Here is a 22,638-nt window from a genome sequence, read left to right on the forward strand (position 1 = left end):
TTCAGTATAACAAAATTCATATAAAAAATACTATTTAACACTTTACAACTCATGCAAATTGGAGTATAATATATTCATATAGATTTGAAAAGTTTTATTTTTTAAAAGGGATTATAGAATTAAGGAGAAGATGATATTTATGGGTATGACGATGACTCAGAAAATCCTGGCTGCTCATGCCGGTCTTGACGAGGTAAAGGCTGGTCAGCTGATAATGGCTGATCTTGATCTTGTTCTCGGAAATGACGTAACAACACCGGTTGCTATAAATGAGTTCAATAAGTCCGGATTTACAGGAATATTTGATAACACTAAGGTTACAATGGTAATGGACCATTTCACACCTAATAAGGATATCAAGGCTGCGGCTCAGTGCAAACAGTGCAGGGAGTTTGCTTCTAAGTATGATATCAAGCATTATTATGATGTAGGAGATATGGGAATCGAACACGCTCTTCTCCCTGAAAAAGGTCTGGTAGTTCCAGGCGACTGCGTTATCGGTGCTGACTCTCATACCTGTACATACGGCGCTCTCGGTGCTTTCTCAACAGGCGTAGGCTCAACAGATATGTGTGCAGGTATGGCTAAGGGTAAGGATTGGTTCAGAGTTCCTTCTGCTATAAAGTTCAACATAGTAGGCAAGCTGCCTAAGTACAGCGCTGCTAAGGACGTTATCCTTCATATAATCGGAATGATCGGCGTTGACGGTGCGCTTTATAAGTCTATGGAATTCTCAGGAGAAGGTCTTATAAATCTGACTATGGAAGACAGACTTTGTATGGCTAATATGGCTATCGAGGCTGGCGCTAAGAACGGTATCTTTGCTGTGGATCAGGTTACATATGATTACCTTAAGGATAAGACGGACAGAGAGTTCCGTGTATATGAGGCTGATCCTGACGCTGAATATGATGAAGAGTATACTATTGATCTTTCTCAGATCAAGCCGACAGTTGCTTTCCCTCATCTTCCTGAGAACGCAAGAACATTTGACGATATCCCTAATATCAAAATAGATCAGGTTGTCATCGGTTCATGTACAAACGGAAGAATAGAAGACCTGAGATGCGCTGCTGAGATACTTAAGGGCAAAAAGATCGCTAAGCATGTAAGATGCATAGTGATCCCGGCAACTCAGAAGATCTATCTTACAGCAATGAAGGAAGGTCTGCTTGAAACATTCATCAATGCTGGCTGTGTTGTTTCAACACCGACATGCGGTCCATGTCTTGGGGGACACATGGGAATTCTGGCAGCGGGCGAAAAGGCTGTTGCGACCACAAACCGTAACTTTGTGGGAAGAATGGGACATACTGAATCAGAAGTTTATCTCGCATCACCATATGTAGCAGCGGCTTCCGCAATAGCAGGAAAGATCGCTCAGCCTTCTGAAGTAGTATAACTTTTACATAAAAATAAAATATGACGTAGGGGTACATCATTAAATAGAATTATCAATTATTGTTTTACTTGAATGGTTATATTCGGAGGAAAATAAATGAAGGATTATCTCAGAGATGTGCTGTATGATGTCATACTTAGCATTGTAACCAAAAAATTTGGTACATCGCTTAACGACAGCCAGAAGGAAGAAAAGGCTGAAGAATTTATCAGCGAACTGCATGAAAATAATTTTCTTATTGTTGAAAAAACACAGCTGCTGATAAATAAAATTGGTTTCAATAATTTTTATACCACACAGGTCAACGGAAAATCTGTGTATGCTTTGGCAAAGGAAGGTATGTTCCATAAGGTCAAAGTCTGCTGGTTTATTACCCGCAGTAAGGATAATGTTGACGGAAAATATCTTGAGCAGATATATGATGAACTGTCAAAACAGGCTAACGGTGATAATATTTTTGAATCCAAGGAATATAAAAGAGGCTAATTTTGAAAGGAGTTTTCATAATGAAGGCTTGCGGAAAAGTACATAAATACGGAGATAATGTTGATACCGACGTTATTATTCCTGCCAGATATCTTAACACTGCAAATATGCAGGAGCTTGCAAAGCATTGTATGGAGGATATAGATGCTGACTTTGCGAAAAATGTCAAAGAGGGCGACATCATGGTAGCGAAGGCAAACTTTGGCTGCGGCTCGTCAAGAGAACACGCACCGGCTTCTATTAAGGCAAGCGGAATCTCATGCGTTATCGCAAAATCTTTTGCAAGAATTTTCTTCAGAAATGCTATCAATATCGGACTTCCGATCATTGAGTGTGAAGAAGCTGCTGAAAAGATCGAAAATGGCGATGAAGTTGAGATCGACTTTGACAGCGGTCTTATAACAAATAAGACAAAGAACGAAACTTATAAGGGACAGTCTTTCCCTGAGTTTCTGATAAATATTATCAATGCAAACGGACTTCTCAATTCGCTTAAGGATTGATAGTCTGCAAAAATAACAAGGAATGCAAAGCCGCAGAGAACAATATCCCTGCGGTTTTTTTATAAAATGTAAAATATAGACAGATAAGGAGATGCTAATGAGAAAACTAAATCTTAAACTGATGAATTTTGTAATGCTGACGCTGGCTGGTATCATTAATGCTGTGGGTGTAACACTGTTTTTAGCACCCGTAAAATTGTTCGACAGCGGAATTTCAGGAACAGCCTTTTTGCTTGATATGATAACGCCGCCATACCTTATAATGAGTATGTTTCTTATTATTTTGAATGTGCCATTCTATATTCTTGGCGGTAAAAAACTTGGCTGGGATTTCATAATTTATTCCCTTTATGCTATCGGCATATATTCACTTGCCGCACTGCTTTTTAGAAATGTCCTTCCAATAGATTTCTCAGGAGGCTCACCTTTTACAGGAGAAGATAAGCTGCTTTCAGCCATATTCGGCGGACTTCTTTCGGGTATCGGCAGCGGAACAGTAATAAGATTTGGCGGAGCGATCGACGGAGTTGAAGTAATGGCAGTGCTGTTTTCTAAAAAAATCGGCTGTTCTGTCGGAACTTTTGTAATGGCATATAATATTTTACTTTATACAGTTTCTGCATTTATATTCCATAGCTGGCTTATCCCGCTTTATTCAATAATTACATATGCGGTAGGAATCAAAGCAGTTGACTTTGTAGTTGAAGGTCTTGATAAGGCAAAAGCGGTTATGATTATCACAAGAGCGGACAGCGAACTTCCTATGCTGCTGACGGAAACTCTTGGCAGAGGTGCAACAGTTTATAAGGCAGGAGGAGTTTATTCTGGTGAAGAAAAGCTTGTTATCTATGTGGTTGTAAACCGATTTGAGATCGGAAAGGTCAAGAAGATCGTAGAAACCGCTGATTCAGATGCATTTGCCTCAGTTACCGACGTTTCAGAAACCGTCGGAGGAATTTCGACAGGATTTAAAAAAGTGTAATATTTTGGACAGGTGATCGCACGATCATCTGTCTTTTTTATGCTTAATAATGGATATAAATAACTATCCGTTATGCTGTACAGGTATATGATCGTATGTACTTATATAATTCATAAAAAATTTATAATACAAAAAGCAGTTATACTAGCTTAAATTACAATTCAGTTACAATATATATTGGATAATCGCATATCAGTAATACATATATGTAGTCAGTAAATTCTATCCATATCATTGTGACTAAAAAAAGCAGCCTGTTTTCGCTGTTTTGACTATTGACGATGTCTATGAAAATATGCTATAATTTTATTTGCAAAAGGTAACAAAATGTAATATTTATATATTCAAAAGTTACAATACCCGTAACTTTTTATTGCTTACAAGAATTAAAATGTATTAACTAAATATCCGCAAAGGAGGATCTGAAATGAAATTAAGAGTAAATAAAGCAGCATTATCACTTTCAACAGCATTCCTAATGGTATCATCAGTTGTATCTGTGGCAACTTCCGCTGCCGGTACAAATGAAATAAAGCTGTCAGCTGATAAAACATTTGCTCAGGCTGGTGATAAGATAGAACTTACTGTCAGCTATTCACCTGACGATGTCGGTGTGGCTGGTGTGACGCTTATTCTTCATTACGATCCTCAGAAAACAGCTGTGTATGTCCCGACAGATGATGAAATGGATACTGATTTTGACCTTGGCGGTGAATTTTCAGTAATTACTAACTATGCAGCATCGGAAAGTACGGTTAAAATTGTCGGAGCAAAGCTTGGCGGCGGAAATGTAACAGAGGGAACTCCTGTTGCCCGTGCTGAATTTACTGTTCTTGACGGCGCACAGGGTGACATTGATTTCTGGGTAGAGGCTGAAACTATGGTAGCTGAAACTGATGACGGCTATGATTCAGCTGCATATTCCGCACCATCAAAAAGCTCGCCATTCACAATAGAAGCTCCCATTCAGACTACGACCGTTACAGCAGCATCTACCGAAGCTGTCACAACTACAAAAGCCACAACTACCACCACAACTGCTACGGAAAAGTCAACAACTACCTCAAAAACAACTTCTGCGGAAACTACAACTACCACTTCGATTACAACAACTACTCAGCCAGTAACTTCTGAAACCACTGCCGAAACTACTGCTCAGACAACATCTTCTTATACAGAGCCGTTGTTCTCATATGTGCAGGGAGAAAATGATTTTGAAAGTGAAGAGGCACTGCAGTTCTCTGCAAGACTTTCAGATTATATCACCGATTATACACAGAACTATGATGTAAGATTTAATTTCAACACCACAGGAAATGTAAGCGGTGCAGTTGGTACGCTTGTTAATGGCGAATGGGATTCCAATTATTATGAAAGCTTTGGTGTAAACAGCGATCATTGGACGCTTTATAATGTCGATCCAAATACAACTGCAGATCTTATTTATATGCAGGTCTATTACCTTAAGGCAAATGCCCAGCTGGATATAACATCTGTTGAGGTAGTTCCTTCGGATACTTTCGATACACCTGCTGAGATATCCACAACAGCTGTAACAACAGAGTCAGCAGCACAGCCTGCAGAATCCAATGAGCCAACGCAGACAACAACTACCGACCATGCAGAAACTGTTACATCATATGAACAGACTACCAGTGAGTCTGAGAATACTATTGCATCTGAACCTGCCGTAACAGAAACAGCAGCCGCCCCACAGGAAACTTCTTCTGACAGTCAAACAGTTACAGAGCCGGAGAAATCTGAAATGGAGTCAGGCGCAGTGACCTCAGCTCCTGAAATGTCTGAAAGCTCAGCCGATAGTTCCTCATCAGTTCAGACTGAACAGACCAAAGCGCAGGAGATAATTGATGCAGTAGACAGTGCGGCAGAGAAAGCATCATCACCAAGCAGTGAAAATCCAAAAACAGGATCTTCCGCAGGAAAAACAGTAATGAATATTTTCACTATTGCCGCAATAGCTGAGATAGCGTTCTCACTTTTTGCTATGATATTCAATAAAGTAAATAAGAAAGACTAAAAATTAGGACAAGCGTATGTGAATATTACGCTTGTCCTTTTCGCTTTTATAAAAGGGGAGCAATAAACCGCATAATACGTCCGATAAAGCTTTTTTTCGCCTGTATCAGCACTTCGTCAGTATCTTTCATAAGATGAGATATTGTAAATAGTTCGTCAAAATCTTTTTTCAGCTGTTCACAAGCTTCACATTTATACATAAGCACACCACATTCAAAATGAAGATACAAGCTTCTAAGATCAAGATTAGCCGAACCAACATAAGCAAACTTCCCGTCACAGAGAATGTTTTTAGCATGGATAAATCCCGGATCATATTCATAAACCTTTATGCCTTTTTCGATCATAGGAATATAATTCTGCCTTGTTATCGTGTGTACAAATCGCTTGTCTGGCGTAAGCGGTGTAATTATCCTGACATCTATCCCACGTTCAGCCGCCCTCCAAAGTGCAGAGGTTATGTTTTCGTCGGGAACAAGATATGGTGTGGTTATATATATGCTCTTCTCCGCCGAGTTTATCATATTTAAAAATACCGTTTCAGAATAGCCAATACTTCTGGTAGGATAATCACCGAACGGCATACATACACCAAACTCATTATTGTTGTTTTGATTATTTTTATACGGAGTAATATGATCCTCAGCTTTAAGATCACCGCCGTTTAAATTCCACATCTGAATAAACATATCCGCAAAGCTTTCAGCAGCCTGACCTTCAAAAAATATGCCAGTGTCTTTCCAGTATCCGTATGGAGATATTCGGTTTATATATTCATCTGCAATATTAGCACCGCAAGTAAGCGCAGTCCTGCCGTCACAAACTACTATCTTTCTGTGGTCACGATAATTTACCGCAGGGGTTATTTTAGGCGCAAAGCTATTGTGACGTCTGCACTCTATACCGAAACTTTTAAGCTTTTTCGGATATTTGTAAGGCAGCAGGCATATTGTTCCTATATCGTCGATCAGTATATATATCTTTACTCCCTCTGCGGCTTTGCGTTTTAGTATTTCAAGAACTTCTCCCCACATTGCACCTTTTGCAATAATAAAAAATTCGATAAAAATATATTTTTCGGCTGACTCAAGCATATTTCTCAGCTTTATGAGAATATCCATTCCGTCAGATAAATATTCACAAGCGGTGTTGTCGTAAATACCGAACCCGCCTTTTTTGGCAACAGCAGAAAACTGCATTGCATACTTTGCAGGTATTTTATCTTTTATATCTATACAGCCTTCGGCGGTAAGAGGATGATCCTTTGTGTATTCTTTTATCTTTCTGATAATTTTCCCTCTTCCAAACAGAAAATACAGCGGAAGAAATATTACAGGCAGAGCCATTATCCCGATTATCCACCCTGTCTTAGTGGGATAGTGTTCAGGGTAAGATGCGATTTTCAGCGCAGTAAAAAGAGCAGTGAAAAACAGAACATATCTGAAAATAACAAATGCATAATATGCACAACAAAAACAAGCCAGTATCAATCCCAGTTGTATCAGCGCCAGCGCACCTGTCAGAAGCGCACGAAATAAGTATAGATTTATAAAGTGTGTTATTTTTATCTTGCGGTTTTCCTGTTTCATTTATGTTCAGTCCTTTTATATAAATTTTAAGAATTATGCCTTATATGTGCTGATTGACAATTCTGAATGTATTTGATATAATAATTAAAAGGTCATATCAGAATTATAAGGAAGTGTGAGTATGAATTGTCCTAAGTGCGGCAAACCTGTTGGCGACCATGATGCATTATGCGGCAACTGCGGAGCGGAACTGTTCATTGATACGGCTCTTGCCGATAAGATTTTTGAAAAGAAAGAAAGCCTTGAAGATTCAGGCAGTAAAAAATCTAAACGTGAAAAATCGGAAAAGCTTGACAAGTTAAAAAATAAGGTTACAGGTAAAAAGCTGAAGTTTATCCTTATAGCAGCTGCGGTTATCGTGCTGATAGTCGTTGTGGTTGTAATTGTGGTTTCACTCAGTAAAGGTGAGGGCGAAAAGCTTGCTCAGAGAACATCTGATTTTATCGGTGCTGACTTTGATACCGCAGAAAAAAAGCTTAACGGAAAATTCAAAAAGGATTCCGCCTATAGAGGTCTTACAAATGTTATAGATTACAGCCGTGTGGCAGAGTCAGATAAAAGCGTTAAGGTAGACGGCGTAACATATCCCGAATGGTCTGTTACAGTTACTCTTGACGAACAGGAAAGAATACTCACAGTTAAATATACCAACTTTGATCTCATAAAAAGCGATATCAAAGGCTATAAAAAAGACCATACTGTAAATCTCGACAAATTTCAAAAAGGTGCGTCACTAAAAAATGTTGAAACCGAGCTTGATATGGATTATTACAGCGTGACCTATACCAAAGACAGCGTGTCATATGGTTACAGATACTGGTATGAAAATGACAGCGGTGATGTGCAGCCTGTCGTTCTGAGCGTAAATTTTGATACCGACGGCAAATTCGTTTCATACTCGTCGATATTATTGTATCACCAATATATGTAATTATGCATAATATAAATAAAAATACGAAAGCGGTTGGATTCAGCCGCTTTCGTATTTTTTTCGCAGAGTTTGCAAAGCCTTTTTCTCAATTCGTGAAACATATGAGCGTGATATGTCAAGCTTTGCCGCAACTTCACGCTGCGTCAGGGGAATACCATTGTACAATCCGTATCTCATGGAGATTATCTGACGTTCTCTGTCATCAAGATATTCTGTTATAAATTTATACAGCTGCTCTGATTTTATCATCAATTCTATTTTATCACCCAGATCAGCTCCGTCTGAAATTATATCTATCAGACGAAGGCTGTTACCATCCTTATCTGATTCAACAGGTTCATCAAAGTACATATCAGATGCACTCTTTTTAAGCGCACGAAAATGCATGAGGATCTCGTTCTCCACACATCTGCTCCCATAAGTAGCAAATCTGCACCCCTTCTTATAGTCGAACGTTGAAACAGCCTTTATCAGACCGATAGTACCGATAGAGATCAGATCATCCTGCTCAGAGGCAGCGGAGTAGTATTTTTTTATAATGTGAGCAACAAGACGAAGATTGTGTTCGATAAGCTTATCTCTCGCTCCTTTGTCACCGTCGGCCATTTTTTCAAAACATTCACGTTCTTCCTTGGCTGAAAGGGGTTTTGGAAAAACGCTTGTGTTGTCAAAATGCAGTGCAAAGAATAAAAAGTTTGAGCTTAGAAAATTAAGCAAAGTTATCAGCATAAAAATACCGCCCTTCATATCTTTGTCGGGGCTTGCAGCGCCCCCGCCTATGGCTTCGGAAACGCCGCTTTCTGACCCCGATTAATTTTATGCCGCAATCTGCAAGTCCTATGCATTTTGCCCCTTTTTGCGTTCTTAAAATAATCTTAAGTGATTCTTAATTGTGTTGACACTTATAATGTAAGATGATATAATTAATTTAACTTAAAGAAAGGGAGAACGATAAATGAAACTAAAGAATATCAATCGTGGACTTGTTCTTGGCGGAGTATTGATAGTCGGCACAGTATGCTATGTCGTATATGGCAACCATGCCTTTAAAAAGAATATTCCGGATATAGAAAAAACAGCTGAACAGTCCATAACAGCAATGGCTGAATCCAACATTGGTGAGCTGAAAGATAATTATGGACGCTGGAGAGGTTTTGTGGGTAGTTATATGACCGATTATCGGAATCAGAATGATTACTCGATCAAAAAGTCAGATATTATCAGCGAGATACAGTCGGAATATGGCTTCGGTGAAAATATTGGCACTATCACAGCTGCACAGGCTGAGATCACAGACATAAGCGTTTCAAAAAGCGGAAAAACGGGCGCAACAGTTAATGTAGGCTATTCCATGTACTTTGAATATTCCGGCAGCGCACCTGTTGCTCTTACTTTTAATGGTATCACTTATCTTGACGATAATTATGAGTATGATGAATATGGCAATGAAATACCTACCGAATATGACGGAAGCTATGCTGAAACTATTTCGGGCAATGCCGAGCTTTATATGATAAAAGAAAGTGACGGCTGGAAAATTGCGTCTATGAATGACTATCATGGATATAGTTCATCCGTAAGAAAACTTGACGATACTGAAACTGATAGTGAGTCATCAGATTCCGAAGTAACTTCGGAAATATCCTCAGAAAAGGCAGAGGAGGCAGACAGTGTTGGAGAATAATGTAATACTTAGTATAAAGGGACTTAACAAAACGCTTGGCAAAAAGCATATACTTCACGATATTGATATGGAATGTTACGGCGGCGAAGTGTTCGGCTTTTTAGGTCCTAACGGAGCAGGAAAAACCACCACCATAAAAATTGCAGTAGGTCTTTTGAATATTGACGAGGGTACTATTGAAATATGCGGCTATGATGTTTCAAAGAAGTTTGAGCAGGCAATGGCAAACGTCGGCGGCATTGTCGAAAATCCTGAAATGTATAAATATCTGACAGGCAGGGAGAACCTCAGACAATATGCTCGAATGAGAGGAGTCGAAGATGAAAAGCGTATCGACGAAGTAGTAAATCTTGTTAAGCTTTCCAATAGGATAGATGAGAAGGTTTCAAAGTATTCTCTCGGTATGCGTCAGAGATTGGGAGTAGCGCAGGCACTTCTTCATAAACCTAAGCTGCTTGTCCTCGATGAACCTACTAATGGTCTTGATCCGCAGGGCATAAAGGAACTTCGTGATGTGCTGAAGCATATTGCTCATAATGACGGCGTTTGCGTGGTAGTATCATCACACCTTATGAGTGAAATGGAGCTTATGTGCGACCGTGTGGGCATCATAGCAAACGGAAAAATGATCGGTACATATTCTATGGAGGAACTTACCTCCCGCTCAAACGGCAGCGCAGCAGAATATATCATTGAAACAGACAACGCTGCAAAAGCGTCAGAACTTCTTTCAGAGCTGTTCCCATGCAGAGTGTCAGAAAATAATGATCTTGTTATCAGCGTGAATATTGAAAACGAACGTGAAGAAATTTCAAGGATCAATGCGAAGCTTATAAACAGCGGATTTAAGCTTTATACCGTCCACCGCACTGAGAACAAAAAGCTTGAAGATGTATTTATTGAACTTACAGGTAATAAGGAAGGAGATGGTCAGATTGGTTAGATTTTTCGGACTTGTCCATAACGAGTATATAAAGATACTGAAAAAAATATCTACCAAAGTTATGATAGCCATTGTTCTTTTAACTGCCGTAGGACTTTCTTTCATAATGATGCTTATGAACAGAACAGGTATGAGTGAATCTGATTTCTATTATGACACGAGCAACTATGCAGAGGATTATCAGAATCAGATAGATTGGTATGAACAGACTAAGCCTGAGGGATATGAAAAACAGGTCGGAATATATAAGTTTATGCTTAATAATAAAATAGGCTATGATGATTGGCGTCAGGATCTGATAACTGATATTATGAATATTGATAATATCAGCAATGGTGATGTAAACACTGCGCTTGCAGCACTTAAAGACAGCGACTGGAAAGGCTACTGCAAGGTGATGCTGAAAAATGCTGCAACTGACGGCGACAAGTGGGAGTATGCATATCGTCTTGAAAAGGATATAGGATATACAGAAGAGTTTGATAAGCAGTCTGAAATAATCAGAACCGTAAACGCTGCAAAAACATCACTGTCATATAGCGATGCGGGAGATTCAGCCGAAAAAACAGCAGCAACTAATGAAATACTCATAGGCACATATCAGCTTGAAAATGGTGTGTATGATAATACTGCTGAAATGTCAAGTCTTGAAAATCTTGATCCGTCTAAAAAGTTCGGATTCTGGAATGTGTATATGATGACTCCTTACCTCGTAACAGTAATTGGTATGGTGATGATCGTAATTGCGGGAGGTTCAGTCGCCTCTGAATTTAATCAAGGTACTATCAAATTCCTGCTTATAAATCCAGTAAAGCGTTGGAAGATACTTATGTCAAAGTATTTCTCTGTTATAAGTCTTGGATATATTCTTCTTGTCCTCTTATTCCTTATCTGTATACCGATAGTCGGCCTGATAATAGGCTTTGACGGAATATCAACACCGTATCTTACAGTAGAAAACGGAAACATAGTTTCTATAAATTCATTTGCTGTTGCAGCAAGGTCATATCTGGTTTCGAGTATCGAAATGGTTGTAATGGCAACACTTGCGTTTGCGGTGTCATCACTTATCCGCAGCAGTGCACTGGCTATCGGTCTGAGCGTTTTCCTTATGTTTGCAGGTGAAACAATAACAACTATACTCGCACAGCTGGGACAGGATTGGGCAAGATACCTTATTTTTGCAAATACAGATCTTCTCTCGATTTCACAGGGTTCATCAATGTTCCCGCAGCATTCTCTGACATTTGCAATAGGTGTTATTATAGCATATATGACAGTGTTCATTCTTACAGCATGGGACGGATTTACAAAACGTTCGGTATAATATCATAAAAATAAAAGTCATTTCCGAGTGCATCTCAGAAATGACTTTTTTATTATACTATTTAGTTAAGTATCCATACCTGAAGAGGATTTTCGGGTTCAAATGCAGTTGCTGAAACACTTCCGCCCTTTGAATTTGTAAGTACCTTTTCATAATCACTGGATTCAGTAGTGATAACAAATCTTCTGTTTCCAAGTCCATGAAAACGGAACTGAGCAGGTTCACCGTCAATTTTAAGATAATCGTATCCCTTGCATGACGCATTAACATATCCGCCGTCAGCTATCTTAAATCCGACAGTACCATTGTCGCTGAAACAAACCTGTAATTTCTGTTCTGATTCCTTATCAGGCTTTTCAAGAGAAATTCCTTTAGGTGAAACTGTCATGACCAGACCGGTAGCTTCGTTTTTGAAAGTGTAAAGCTTTTTGTCTACAACATAATTTCCCTTGTCAGATGTACAGTCGTTATAAAATTTAAGCAGTACAGCCATAACGTTCTGCTGTGTTACAGGAAGAGTATTCTTTGCTGTATCGTCAAATGCACGGGGATCGAGATGAGTTATCGTGTCATAGAATTTTCCTGCGTATTTTATAAGCTTGCCTAAAGCTTCACCAACATTGTCTTTTTCATAGTACTTGCTCAGACGTTTGTCATAAGACTGTGCTGTGTGCTTAGCACAGGTAGTCGTAACGTGTCTTTCAAGAGCAAAGTGTACATTGTTTGTCTTTTCCTGATATTTCATATTCGCAACGTGAACTGTGCAGCCCATATCTGAAATAAAATGAATAGCTCTTCCAAGGTATGTCATGGCCTTTTCAGTGTTGCCGCTTTTATAGTATGAAACAGCCGCTGTGTAGTTAGTCGTAAAAAGCGTTCTTGCACTTGGCATAAAATCTCCAAGTCTGTTCTTGTAGTAGCCGTTTACTTCGGGAAGCTCCTTGCCCTTTGAATTTATGCAGGAATAGTAGTGCTTTCCGGGACCTTTATCAATATCTCCCTCTTTGTCAGGCGCTTTTGAGCCTTCAAAAAGCTGCGTGTGCCAATCTTTATAAAAAGCGGCAGGTCTGAGCTTTTTCTCCTTTTCAAGCAAAACGAGAGCCTTTTTTGTAATGTCCTCATGGGTTATACCGCTCCATGCATAGGCTTTTCTTATGCCGAATTTTAAGTAAAGCCCCGTAACAGCGGCAGCAAGTGCCAGTTCTTTTTTCATAGATCCAAATCCTTTTCTATATCATAATTATTATTTTACCGATCTTTTAGCAGTATTCTTTTTCTTGCTTTTCTTTCTGACGGAATATCCGAAACTGCCGAGTTTTCTGCCGAGTGCAAAATATTCACCGTGTGCATAAGCAATAAGCTTTGCCTTGTCAAGACAAAGTCTGCCTTTATCATCAAGAAGTTCCTTTGCTGCGTCTATTCCAACAATATCAGCAATAAACATATCATGAGTACCAAGCTTGACGATATCACGGACTTTGCATTCTATGTTTACAGGACATTCTGCGATAAGCGGAGCAGATACATTAATGCTTTCTTCTGTATGCAAACCCGTTTCTTTAAACTTGTCTATCTTTGCACCGGTTTTTACACCGCAGTAATCTACTGCCCTTACCAGTTCTTCCGTCGGAAGATTTATTACAAAGCAGCCACTCTTTTTTATAAGCTCGTAAGAAAAACGCTCCGGTCTTACCGAGATGTAAGTAACAGGAGGCTGTGTGTTAAGAATACCTGTCCAGGCAACTGTAAAAACATTTTCTTTCCCCTCATATCCGCAGCTTACAAGCGTCGGCGGCAGGGGAGAGGTTATAACGCTGCCTTTCCAATGTTCTTTTGTGTATTTAGTAAAGGACATATTATGCCTCCTGAGAAAATCCATATACTTTCTTATATATCTTATCGTAATCCTTGTACAGCAGCTGAACTGTATTTTCAAGAAAATAATAGTGCTTGATGTAAGGTATGAGCAGCACAAGCAGCAGAACCCCTAAAGGTATAAGCACCAATGTCTGCGTTATAGCTACCGCAGTAAGAACACCAACTGTACATAACGCAAAAAGCACCGTTACAATAAGATGTATCAAACGCTCATGCTGAAAAAATCTTATCTTTTCTGTGTGGTAATCAAGCAGCTGCTTAAAATCACAGTTTTCGTTTTCAAGACACGACAGAATATATTTTCTGTATTCTGTAAGATATTTAGTCATTCTGCGTCAGCTCCTCCGAAAGATCAAGAGGTATCGCATCTATAATTTCAAGATCTTTAAGCTTTGTTTTAAATTCCTGCTTGTTTTTCAGCTCATCAGCAGCAGAACGTGCAATAGTATTTGAAAGCAGCCTGTCTGCAATCCTGTAATTTGATGCAACTTTTGAAAAGAAACTCTTGTTATTTTTCCTGTTCCTTTTATGTTTTTTATTGCCGCTGAAAAGTATAGCCATTGCAACTGAGGCAGAAGCTGCTGCAATTACTTTTTCAGGTTTGCTGTTTAAAATAACGTTACACTTGCTCATTCTATACATTTCAGTCCTTTCAGAAGATGTTACATTTAATTATTATACTACATATTACGCTGAATTTCAAGTAGTAAAATGCATAATATCAGCGCAAATGAGCAGGCGCATTATACGTCTGCTCATATTTCAATGTAATCTTTAAGTTCTGACAACAGTTTATGAGTCATTCCGTCTGCATATAATAATTCCAACGGATCAGAAAATTCATGAATCTGTTCACGCAGAGCGACAATATTTTCAGCAAGCTTGATGTCGATAAGCAGTTTTTGTGATATCTCGTCAGCGTCAGCCGTATTGATATTAACCGCTTGTCTTACCGGTTCAGACGGTTGTTCAGCAGTTGTCTGTGCTGTATGCGTCTGTTCCTCTTCATTTGTGTTATCCTCTGGTTCTTCATACGGCTCTTCATATGGCTGCTCTGTTTCGTCGGGCTGAGAAATATCAGTAATGTCTTTGTAGTCTTCATCAGATACATAAAGATACTCTTTTAAAAGTTCAAGAGTAGCATCGCCGATACCTGATATTTCTGTCAGAAGATCCATATTGTATATTACACCAATATCACTGCGGTAATCGAGTATCTTGTTGGCTGTAACATCGCCTATGCCTTTTATCGCTATAAGCTGTTCATATGTAATTTTATTGATATCAGCAGGGAATGTGAACTCCTCTTCGCTTTCAGAATTTTCATCATTACTATTAGTTTCTGATGATAGTTCAGCTGAACTGCTGTGCGATGTTCTGATCGAAGTTGTTTTTGTTGCCGATGAGCTGCTTTTCTTTTTAGTGTCCGAAGAGCTGTCACTTAAACTGCTTTGTGGGATATCATTGCTGTTATAAATATATACCTCACGGCTTTTATAGTTTTCTATAATTACCGAAACAACAGCTGTAACAGATATTAGAACAATAAGAATGATATAAATTCCTTTGTCGCTAAGAAATTCTTTGATCTTGTTTTTCATTTTATGAATGGTTTATCTCAAGCATATTATTGACCTTGTCGATCATTTCTGCAAGCTTTGCCCTGTTATATTCTTCTCTTGGATCATAGCAGAGCATTCCTCTGAGAGGAGTATCCTTGAACATAGATATTGCCATATCTTTCGATGCCTCGCCAAGTCCGTCACCATTTATGGAGAGCATAGAATTACAGAAGCTTTCCACAAATTCGCCGAATACTTCTTTTCCCTCATCACATGACATTATATCACCAACAGTGTTGTTAAAATCAAATTTCAGAGGAAGTCTTACGTCAGAATTAACATATACCGACTTGCTTGATCTAATATCCTTTGAAGATGCACCGATAAGTATTTCAAATTCACCATATTCAACAAACCAATCAGAAATGGCAGGCTCATAATATGCAAATGACTTTTTATTCAGGTGGAATACTACTTTTTTAGTTTCTCCCGCCTTTAAGAATACTTTTTCAAAACCTTTGAGTTCTTTTATAGGTCTTATAACCGAGGACTGCTTGTCGCTGACATAAAGCTGAACTATCTCCATACCGTCAGTTTCACCTGTATTTGTTATATCACAGGACACTGTAAGAGTCTTATTTTCATCTATCTCCTCTGATGAAATGCTCATATTGCTGTACTCAAATGTTGTGTATGATAAACCAAATCCAAATGGGAACAGCGTTTCCATCTGTTTCTTTTCATAATATCTGTAACCAACGAATATTCCCTCACTGTAATGCACATCATCACCTTTTCCCGGGAAATTCAGATAAGACGGATTATCTTCAAGCTTGATAGGGAAAGTTTCAGCAAGCTTTCCGCTCGGATTGACTTTGCCGAACAGAATGTCGCAAACCGCTCCGCCGACAGCCTGTCCGCCAAGATAAACTTCCAGTATACCCTTTACATCATCTACAAACGGCATTTCAACAGGTGCGCCATTATGAAGTACGATAACGATATTAGGGTTTACTTTCCTTATTTCGTCTATAAGTTCAAGCTGACAGTTCGGCATTCTTAAATGTTGTCTGTCAAAACCTTCTGACTCAAATGCGTCAGGAAGTCCAGCTAAAATAATAACCTTATCATTGCGCTTTGCACATTCAACTGCCTCATCAAGCAATGCTTTATTCGTAGCGTCTTTGTCTGTTACATATCCCTGAGCATATTCAACATCACAGTATTCCTTAACTGCTTCGAGTGCAGATGTAGTTTTGAATGAGTTTATATGCGAACTTCCTCCGCCCTGATATCTTGGATTTTCAGCAAAATAACCTATAAAACAGATCTTATCGTTTTTATTAAGCGGAAGTATATGTTCATCATTTTTCAAAAGTACAGAGCATTGTGAAGATATCTTTCTTGCAAGTTCATGCTGCTTTTCCATGTTCCATTCAGTTTTTGTACTGTTTTCGTCTGCTCGGTCGATAAGCGCAAGAATCCTTTCAACGCACTTATCGAGTTCGTCCATAGAAAGTTCGCCGTTCTGTACGGCTTCGACTATAAGCTTGTCATTCTTTCCGAAACTAGCGGGCATTTCAAGGTCAAGTCCTGCCTTAACAGCCTCAACTCTGTCATCAACTGCACCCCAGTCGCTGACAACAAGTCCGTTAAATCCCCATTTATCTCTGAGCACATCTGTGAGCAGCATTTTATTCTGTGATGAATGTACTCCGTTTATCCTGTTATATGAACACATGACAGTCCATGGCTTTGCTTTGATAACTGCGTTCTCGAATGCCGCAAGATATATTTCGTGAAGTGTGCGTTCATCAATCTTTTCGTCAACTGTAAGCCGCCTTGTTTCCTGATTGTTTGCAGCAAAATGTTTCAAAGAAGTGCCGATACCTTTGCTCTGAACGCCTTTGATATGTGCAGCTGCCATTTCAGATGCAAGATACGGATCTTCTGAAAAATATTCAAAGTTTCTTCCGCATAACGGTGAACGCTTGATATTGCAGCCCGGTCCAAGAATAACTGAAACATTTTCAGCTCTGCATTCCTCACCGAGAGCTTTTCCCATACTTTCAATAAGAATCCTGTCAAAGGAGCATGCAAGAGCGCTGGCAGTAGGAAAACATACAGCTTTTATTGCCTCATTCGGATTTTCAGATCCTTCAACGTTTTTTCTTAATCCATGAGGTCCGTCAGATACCATTATCTGAGGAATATCAAGTCTTTCGATCGCCTTTGTGTGCCAGAAATCAGCACCCGAACAAAGTGATGCCTTTTCTTCCAACGTAAGTTCATTAAGAATTTTCTTTATATTCATTGAATTTACCTCCTGCTTCTGATTTATTTGCTAGTATGATTTTAACATAAAATCGTTTACAAATCCACATATTTTGTGAGAATTTTACATATTGTTAATGATGATCTGCTCTAAAGCTGCTATAAAATCTTTATCCTGCTGAGGGGTACGTTTTGACGGTCCTTTAAGCTTTTTTCCACTGTTCCTTAGCTTTTTGGCAGTGTGACGTGAAAGCAGCAGACCGTCGATATTGTCATTGGTAAATACAAGTCCGTTCTGATTTAGTACGAAAGCACTTTTAGCAAGGCACATTGCAGCAAGGCCATAATCCTGTGTGACTGCAATATCTGCTTTGCCTATCATATTTACTAATTTGAAATCTGCACTGTCAGCACCAGTTCCTACGACTATTATTTCAGCATCTGTCCTATTGAAAATGTGGGCACTGTCGCATACTATAACGCATCTTATGCCGTATTTCTCCGCTGTTTTGATAGCTGCATCTATAACAGGGCAGCCGTCGGCATCTATGTATAATTTCATATTTCCTGTTTGCCCTCAATGTAAAATGTTGATTCCATGTCTGCAATATGTACTGCTAAGGCGAGAGGGTACATTTCCAAGGCACGTCCTATGGTATTTGTATTTTCTTCTCCAGAAAAGCCCATGTGCCAGCGTATAGCCATAGCCTCTTCACGAGTAAGTCGCATATAACTGCTGACTATGTAAACAGATTTTTCACCATGACCATATGGCAGCATATCGTGATATTCATAATAAGGTACTTTTTCCCACACACCCTGCTCGTTTTTTGCATTACGATAGCTGACTCTGTATAAGTTGACCTTGCATATATCATGTAAAAGTGAAGATATAGCTATACTTTCATCTGGAAAATTAAGTCCGTATTCTTCTATTACCCTTGTGCGTTCAAGGTAATCTTTAAGGCATTCATAAACGTGCAGGCTGTGTTCACATAACCCGCCCTCGTATGCTCCATGATATCTTGTGGATGCAGGTGCTGTAAAAAAATCGCTGCTTTCGCTTAAAAGGTATTTAAGCAGTTTTTCTGAACCCGGTCTTGTAATGTGTTCCTGATATATCTGTACAAATTTCTCTTTATTATCTGTTATATTTGACATATAGAACCTCCTGTATGTAAAACTGTATTGGCTATTATCACTAATATTATAAGTAAGTATATCACACTTTTAGACATAAGAAAAGTATTTTTTATAAATTTTTACGACCTCTATTGATTTTAAGCAGGATTTGTGTTATTATTTGAATATGAGCAGATAAATTTTCATAGCGGTCCTGTATATAAAGGATCATAGGTTTGTTTGAATATTAGTTTTATTATATAAATTTTGAATATTAGTTTGATTATATAAATAAAATGTTTATGGCTTTAAGCCGGTCGAAAGGAGCTGTTTTTTATGTGCGGCATAGTAGGTTATGTTGGAAAAAGAGAATGTACAGAAGTGCTGCTTGACTCTCTTGCCAAGCTTGAATACAGAGGATATGATTCAGCAGGCATTGCTGTTATGGAAAATGGAGAGATAAAAACTCAGAAATCAAAGGGTAAGATATCAGATCTTATTGCAAAAATGGACGCAGAAGGCAGATTAAGCGGTCACTGCGGAATAGGTCATACAAGGTGGGCTACTCATGGCGAGCCTTCGGATATCAACTCTCACCCGCATGGTAATGCTAATGTGACTATCGTTCATAATGGTATTATCGAAAATTATAAGAAAATAAAAGAATTTCTTGAGAAAAAGGGTTACACATTTGAGAGCCAGACAGATACCGAAACTGTTGCAAAGCTTCTTGATTGTTTCTATGAAGGTAATCCGCTTTCTACTATACAGAGAGTTCTGGACGAGATCGAGGGTTCATATGCTTTGGGTATAATGTTCAGAGATTATCCAAACAGGATATATGCTGTAAGAAAAGATTCTCCGCTTATAGTTGCAGTTGGTGAAGATGAAGCGTTTATTGCCTCTGACGTTCCTGCTATCCTCAAATATACAAAGAATTATTATCTTCTTGAACAGGACGAGATAGCTGTGCTTGATAACGGCAAGGTCGAATTTTATGATGACCACGGAGCACCTGTGAAGAAGCAGATGCTTGTTGCTGATTTTGATGAAGAGGCTGCAAAGAAGGGTAATTTCCCTCACTATATGATAAAGGAAATTCATGAACAGCCAACAGCTGTAAGAACAACTATCACTCCTAGAATCGCAGATGGTATGCCATGTCTTGAAGAATGTGGTATGACATATGAAAGACTTAGAAATTACAACAACATATTTGTTGTTGCCTGCGGTACAGCTATGCACGCAGGTCTTGTGGGCAAGTATGTTATTGAAAAGATAGCGAGAGTGCCTGTTACAGTTGATGTGGCATCTGAATTCAGATATCGTGATCCGATACTGACAGACAAGGATCTTGTTATACTTGTATCGCAGTCAGGTGAAACCGCCGATACTCTTGAAGCTCTCAGACTTGCAAAGAAGAATAAAGCTGATACGCTTGCAATAGTTAATGTAAAGGGTTCATCCATTGCAAGAACTGCTGATATGGTTATCTATACACACGCTGGTCCTGAGATATCAGTTGCATCGACCAAGGCATATATGGTTCAGCTTTCTGTTTTCTATCTGATAGCATTTTCACTTGCTTATGCTGTCGGAAAGATCACAAAGGACGAATGTATCAGACTTACATCTGAACTGCAGAATGTTCCTTATGTAATTGAAGAGATCCTTAAAAAACCTGATGAATGTCAGTATGTTGCATCACAGCTTGTAAATTCAGAAAACCTCCTTTATATCGGAAGAGGTCTTGACTATGCTCTTTCAATGGAAGGTTCACTGAAACTTAAAGAGATATCATATATCCATTCAGAGTCATATGCAGCCGGTGAGCTTAAGCATGGTACTATCTCACTAGTTACAGACGGTATGCCTGTTATTGCAGTAGCAACACAGCGTGATCTTTTTGATAAGACAGTAAGTAACGTAAAGGAAGTCAAGGCAAGAGGAGCTTATGTTGTTCTTGTTACACATGAAGGAAAACAGGTAGATAAAGACGTAGCAGATTATAAAATAGGTCTGCCGACTATTGATGATCTTCTTATGCCTATGACTGCTGTTGTTCCGCTCCAGCTTATTGCATATTATACATCTGTACTCAGAGGAAACGATGTTGATAAGCCGAGAAACCTTGCAAAATCAGTTACAGTAGAATAATTTATTTCAAGCAGACAGCACAGTCAATGTGGCTGTCTGTTTGTGTAAAACAGCAATATTCAGAAATGGAGATATGAAATGAGTATAGTAGGAAAGTATAAGGCATATGTTTTTGATTTTGATCTGACTCTTGCAGATTCATCTAAGGGAATATTGATATGCTTTAAGCATACTCTTGAAAAGTTTGGTTATGAGATACCTGACGACAGAACGATATACAATACCATTGGTCTTACGCTTGTAGACGCTTTTGATGTACTGACAGGCATAGAGAATAATCCTCAGCGTGAGGATATGCGCAAGGAGTATGTACATAAAGCCGATGAAGTTATGGTTAAATACACATACTTCTATGATGATACGATCGCTATTATGCAGGTGCTGCAGCACGCAGGAAAGAAAGTAGGTATAGTTTCCACAAAGTTCCGTTACAGGATAGAAGACACATTTTCTGTTCAGGCAAATTCACATCCATATGATGAGATAATAGGCGGAGAAGATGTAAAGAATGCAAAGCCTGATCCGCAGGGACTTAATGAAATGATAAAGCGTCTTAATCTTGATAAGAGCGATGTTCTTTACATTGGTGACAGCTATATAGATGCAGAAACTGCGTTAAATGCAGGTGTTGATTTTGCAGGTGTTACAACTGGTTCTACAGACAGGAAGAATTTTAAGGAATATCCTCATGTTTATATAGGCAGCAGCCTGCTTGACATATTTAACAGCTGACAGTGCTATATGTTAAGCGTAGGTAAAAACAATTTTAAAATATTATGAAAAAAGCTTGCTTATTTGTAATAGAAATGGTATAATATAATTTGACTAATTATGCAGTCTGTATTATGAAAAATGAAAGGATCTGCTGAAAATGATAAAGAGTATGACCGGTTTCGGCCGTGAACATATTGTGGCAAACGGACGTGAAATAATCGTCGAGATACGTTCCGTTAATCACAGATATTACGAATTTACATCGAGAACACCAAGAGCCTACGGATACCTTGATGAAAAGCTTAAGAGCTTTCTTAAAAGCGGTATCTCCAGAGGAAAGGTCGAGGCTTCGGTTTCGATATATAATCAGGAGGGTACTGACGCCGAGATCGAGCTTAACAAGCCTGTTGCAATGGGTTATCTTAACGCTCTGAGAAATGCCGCTGACGACCTTGATCTTGATGATGATCTTGTGCTTTCAAACATTATAAGACTGCCTGATGTGTTTACTGTTGTGAAGAAAACAGAGGACGAAGAGGTCATATGGAATGAAGTAAAAGCTGTTGCTCAGGTAGCTCTGGACAGATTTGTTAGTATGCGTGTCACAGAGGGTGAAAAGATGTATGATGATATTAGCGGCAGACTTGATTATATCGAGAAAACTGTCGGCGAGATAGAAGAGCATCAGCCGTCCGTTTCACAGGCATACAGCGAAAGACTTTATGCAAAGATCATGGAAACACTCGGTCAGGCAGAACTTGATAATATCGATAAGCAGAGAGTGCTGACTGAGGTTGCAGTATTTGCCGACAAGGTTGCTATCGATGAAGAAACGGTAAGACTTAGAAGTCATATTGCTCAGTTCCGTGATCTTATAAATTCGGAAGAGCCTGTCGGAAGAAAACTTGATTTTCTTGTGCAGGAAGTCAATCGTGAGGTCAATACTATCGGATCAAAGGCTAATGATCTTACTATTACAAAGAAGGTAGTAGATCTTAAGGCTGAGATCGAAAAGATCAGAGAACAGATTCAGAATATAGAATAGTG

General features: G+C 38.9%; 22 protein-coding genes. 12 read left to right on the plus strand and 10 right to left on the minus strand.

Translation table 11 applies throughout. The annotated features are described in order from the left end of the window. Nucleotides 1-139 precede the first annotated feature (139 nt). The 5 genes from leuC to Q0E19_RS04025 all read left to right on the plus strand — a co-directional run bounded on the left by leuC (nt 140) and on the right by Q0E19_RS04025 (nt 5,411). The gene (gene leuC / locus Q0E19_RS04005) at nt 140-1,402 is read left to right on the plus strand and encodes a 3-isopropylmalate dehydratase large subunit (protein WP_294407680.1); all 1,263 of its coding nucleotides are present in this window, start codon (nt 140-142) and stop codon (nt 1,400-1,402) included. 96 nt (nt 1,403-1,498) lie between these two features. Then, nucleotides 1,499-1,888 carry a hypothetical protein gene (locus Q0E19_RS04010; RefSeq protein ID WP_294407681.1) on the plus strand — a complete coding sequence of 130 codons (390 nt, stop codon included), beginning with the start codon at nt 1,499-1,501 and terminating at the stop codon, nt 1,886-1,888. Between the two features lie 20 nt (nt 1,889-1,908). Next, nucleotides 1,909-2,391, plus strand: coding sequence for a 3-isopropylmalate dehydratase small subunit (leuD, locus tag Q0E19_RS04015; RefSeq protein WP_294407792.1), 483 nt, complete (start codon nt 1,909-1,911; stop codon nt 2,389-2,391). Between the two features lie 97 nt (nt 2,392-2,488). Next, nucleotides 2,489-3,373 (plus strand): YitT family protein, encoded by an 885-nt coding sequence (locus Q0E19_RS04020; protein WP_294407682.1) that lies wholly within the window; start codon nt 2,489-2,491, stop codon nt 3,371-3,373. A gap of 427 nt (nt 3,374-3,800) precedes the next feature. Continuing rightward, complete coding sequence (locus tag Q0E19_RS04025) at nt 3,801-5,411, plus strand: cohesin domain-containing protein (protein ID WP_294407683.1); 1,611 nt, start codon at nt 3,801-3,803, stop codon at nt 5,409-5,411. A gap of 46 nt (nt 5,412-5,457) precedes the next feature. On the opposite strand, the gene Q0E19_RS04030 is transcribed toward Q0E19_RS04025, so the two are convergent. Continuing rightward, on the minus strand, nt 5,458-6,999 hold the full coding sequence (locus Q0E19_RS04030) for a phospholipase D-like domain-containing protein (RefSeq protein ID WP_294407684.1): 1,542 nt from the start codon (nt 6,997-6,999) through the stop codon (nt 5,458-5,460). A gap of 121 nt (nt 7,000-7,120) precedes the next feature. Between Q0E19_RS04030 and Q0E19_RS04035 the strand changes: the two genes are divergently transcribed. Then, entirely contained in the window at nt 7,121-7,930 is an 810-nt protein-coding gene (locus tag Q0E19_RS04035) for a zinc ribbon domain-containing protein (RefSeq protein ID WP_294407685.1), read from the plus strand. A gap of 39 nt (nt 7,931-7,969) precedes the next feature. On the opposite strand, the gene sigK is transcribed toward Q0E19_RS04035, so the two are convergent. Continuing rightward, nucleotides 7,970-8,659 carry an RNA polymerase sporulation sigma factor SigK gene (gene sigK, locus Q0E19_RS04040; protein WP_294407686.1) on the minus strand — a complete coding sequence of 230 codons (690 nt, stop codon included), beginning with the start codon at nt 8,657-8,659 and terminating at the stop codon, nt 7,970-7,972. 226 nt (nt 8,660-8,885) lie between these two features. On the opposite strand from sigK, the gene Q0E19_RS04045 reads away from it, so the two are divergent. From Q0E19_RS04045 to Q0E19_RS04055, 3 genes are read left to right on the plus strand one after another with little or no spacing between them, the layout of a single operon-like run. Beyond that, nucleotides 8,886-9,614 carry a hypothetical protein gene (locus Q0E19_RS04045; RefSeq protein WP_294407687.1) on the plus strand — a complete coding sequence of 243 codons (729 nt, stop codon included), beginning with the start codon at nt 8,886-8,888 and terminating at the stop codon, nt 9,612-9,614. Next, the gene (locus tag Q0E19_RS04050) at nt 9,601-10,557 is read left to right on the plus strand and encodes an ABC transporter ATP-binding protein (RefSeq protein WP_294407691.1); all 957 of its coding nucleotides are present in this window, start codon (nt 9,601-9,603) and stop codon (nt 10,555-10,557) included. Before Q0E19_RS04045 ends, Q0E19_RS04050 begins: the two co-directional genes overlap by 14 nt. After that, nucleotides 10,550-11,884 (plus strand): ABC transporter permease subunit, encoded by a 1,335-nt coding sequence (locus tag Q0E19_RS04055; protein WP_294407693.1) that lies wholly within the window; start codon nt 10,550-10,552, stop codon nt 11,882-11,884. The genes Q0E19_RS04050 and Q0E19_RS04055 overlap by 8 nt, the downstream gene beginning before the upstream one ends. Before the next feature lie 61 nt (nt 11,885-11,945). On the opposite strand, the gene Q0E19_RS04060 is transcribed toward Q0E19_RS04055, so the two are convergent. From Q0E19_RS04060 to Q0E19_RS04095, 8 genes are all read right to left on the minus strand, one after another. Then, nucleotides 11,946-13,097: a zinc dependent phospholipase C family protein gene (locus tag Q0E19_RS04060; protein ID WP_294407694.1), complete on the minus strand. Its 1,152-nt coding sequence runs from the start codon at nt 13,095-13,097 to the stop codon at nt 11,946-11,948. Between the two features lie 30 nt (nt 13,098-13,127). Beyond that, entirely contained in the window at nt 13,128-13,739 is a 612-nt protein-coding gene (locus Q0E19_RS04065; RefSeq protein WP_294407696.1) for a flavin reductase family protein, read from the minus strand. A 1-nt stretch (nt 13,740) separates the two neighbouring features. Continuing rightward, complete coding sequence (locus tag Q0E19_RS04070; protein ID WP_294407697.1) at nt 13,741-14,091, minus strand: hypothetical protein; 351 nt, start codon at nt 14,089-14,091, stop codon at nt 13,741-13,743. Beyond that, on the minus strand, nt 14,084-14,404 hold the full coding sequence (locus Q0E19_RS04075; protein WP_294407698.1) for a hypothetical protein: 321 nt from the start codon (nt 14,402-14,404) through the stop codon (nt 14,084-14,086). Before Q0E19_RS04075 ends, Q0E19_RS04070 begins: the two co-directional genes overlap by 8 nt. A 113-nt stretch (nt 14,405-14,517) precedes the next feature. Continuing rightward, the gene (locus Q0E19_RS04080) at nt 14,518-15,363 is read right to left on the minus strand and encodes a helix-hairpin-helix domain-containing protein (RefSeq protein WP_294407700.1); all 846 of its coding nucleotides are present in this window, start codon (nt 15,361-15,363) and stop codon (nt 14,518-14,520) included. Between the two features lies 1 nt (nt 15,364). Continuing rightward, nucleotides 15,365-17,638 (minus strand): glycoside hydrolase family 3 C-terminal domain-containing protein, encoded by a 2,274-nt coding sequence (locus tag Q0E19_RS04085; protein ID WP_294407701.1) that lies wholly within the window; start codon nt 17,636-17,638, stop codon nt 15,365-15,367. A gap of 84 nt (nt 17,639-17,722) precedes the next feature. Next, on the minus strand, nt 17,723-18,160 hold the full coding sequence (locus tag Q0E19_RS04090; protein WP_294407702.1) for a YaiI/YqxD family protein: 438 nt from the start codon (nt 18,158-18,160) through the stop codon (nt 17,723-17,725). Beyond that, a complete protein-coding gene (locus Q0E19_RS04095; protein ID WP_294407703.1) occupies nt 18,157-18,759 on the minus strand; it encodes a hydrolase in 603 nt (200 codons plus the stop codon). Before Q0E19_RS04095 ends, Q0E19_RS04090 begins: the two co-directional genes overlap by 4 nt. 297 nt (nt 18,760-19,056) lie before the next feature. Here Q0E19_RS04095 and glmS point away from each other — a divergent pair, with 297 nt between their 5' ends. The 3 genes from glmS (at nt 19,057) to Q0E19_RS04110 (ending at nt 22,636) form a co-directional block, all read left to right on the plus strand. Next, the gene (glmS, locus tag Q0E19_RS04100; RefSeq protein WP_294407704.1) at nt 19,057-20,877 is read left to right on the plus strand and encodes a glutamine--fructose-6-phosphate transaminase (isomerizing); all 1,821 of its coding nucleotides are present in this window, start codon (nt 19,057-19,059) and stop codon (nt 20,875-20,877) included. A 78-nt stretch (nt 20,878-20,955) separates the two neighbouring features. Next, complete coding sequence (locus Q0E19_RS04105; protein WP_294407706.1) at nt 20,956-21,609, plus strand: HAD-IA family hydrolase; 654 nt, start codon at nt 20,956-20,958, stop codon at nt 21,607-21,609. 139 nt (nt 21,610-21,748) lie between these two features. After that, nucleotides 21,749-22,636, plus strand: a complete 888-nt coding sequence (locus tag Q0E19_RS04110; protein ID WP_294407708.1) for a YicC/YloC family endoribonuclease — start codon at nt 21,749-21,751, stop codon at nt 22,634-22,636. Nucleotides 22,637-22,638: the final 2 nt, after the last annotated feature.

This window comes from uncultured Ruminococcus sp. (assembly GCF_934476685.1).
Classification (GTDB): Bacteria; Bacillota; Clostridia; order Oscillospirales; family Ruminococcaceae; genus Hominimerdicola.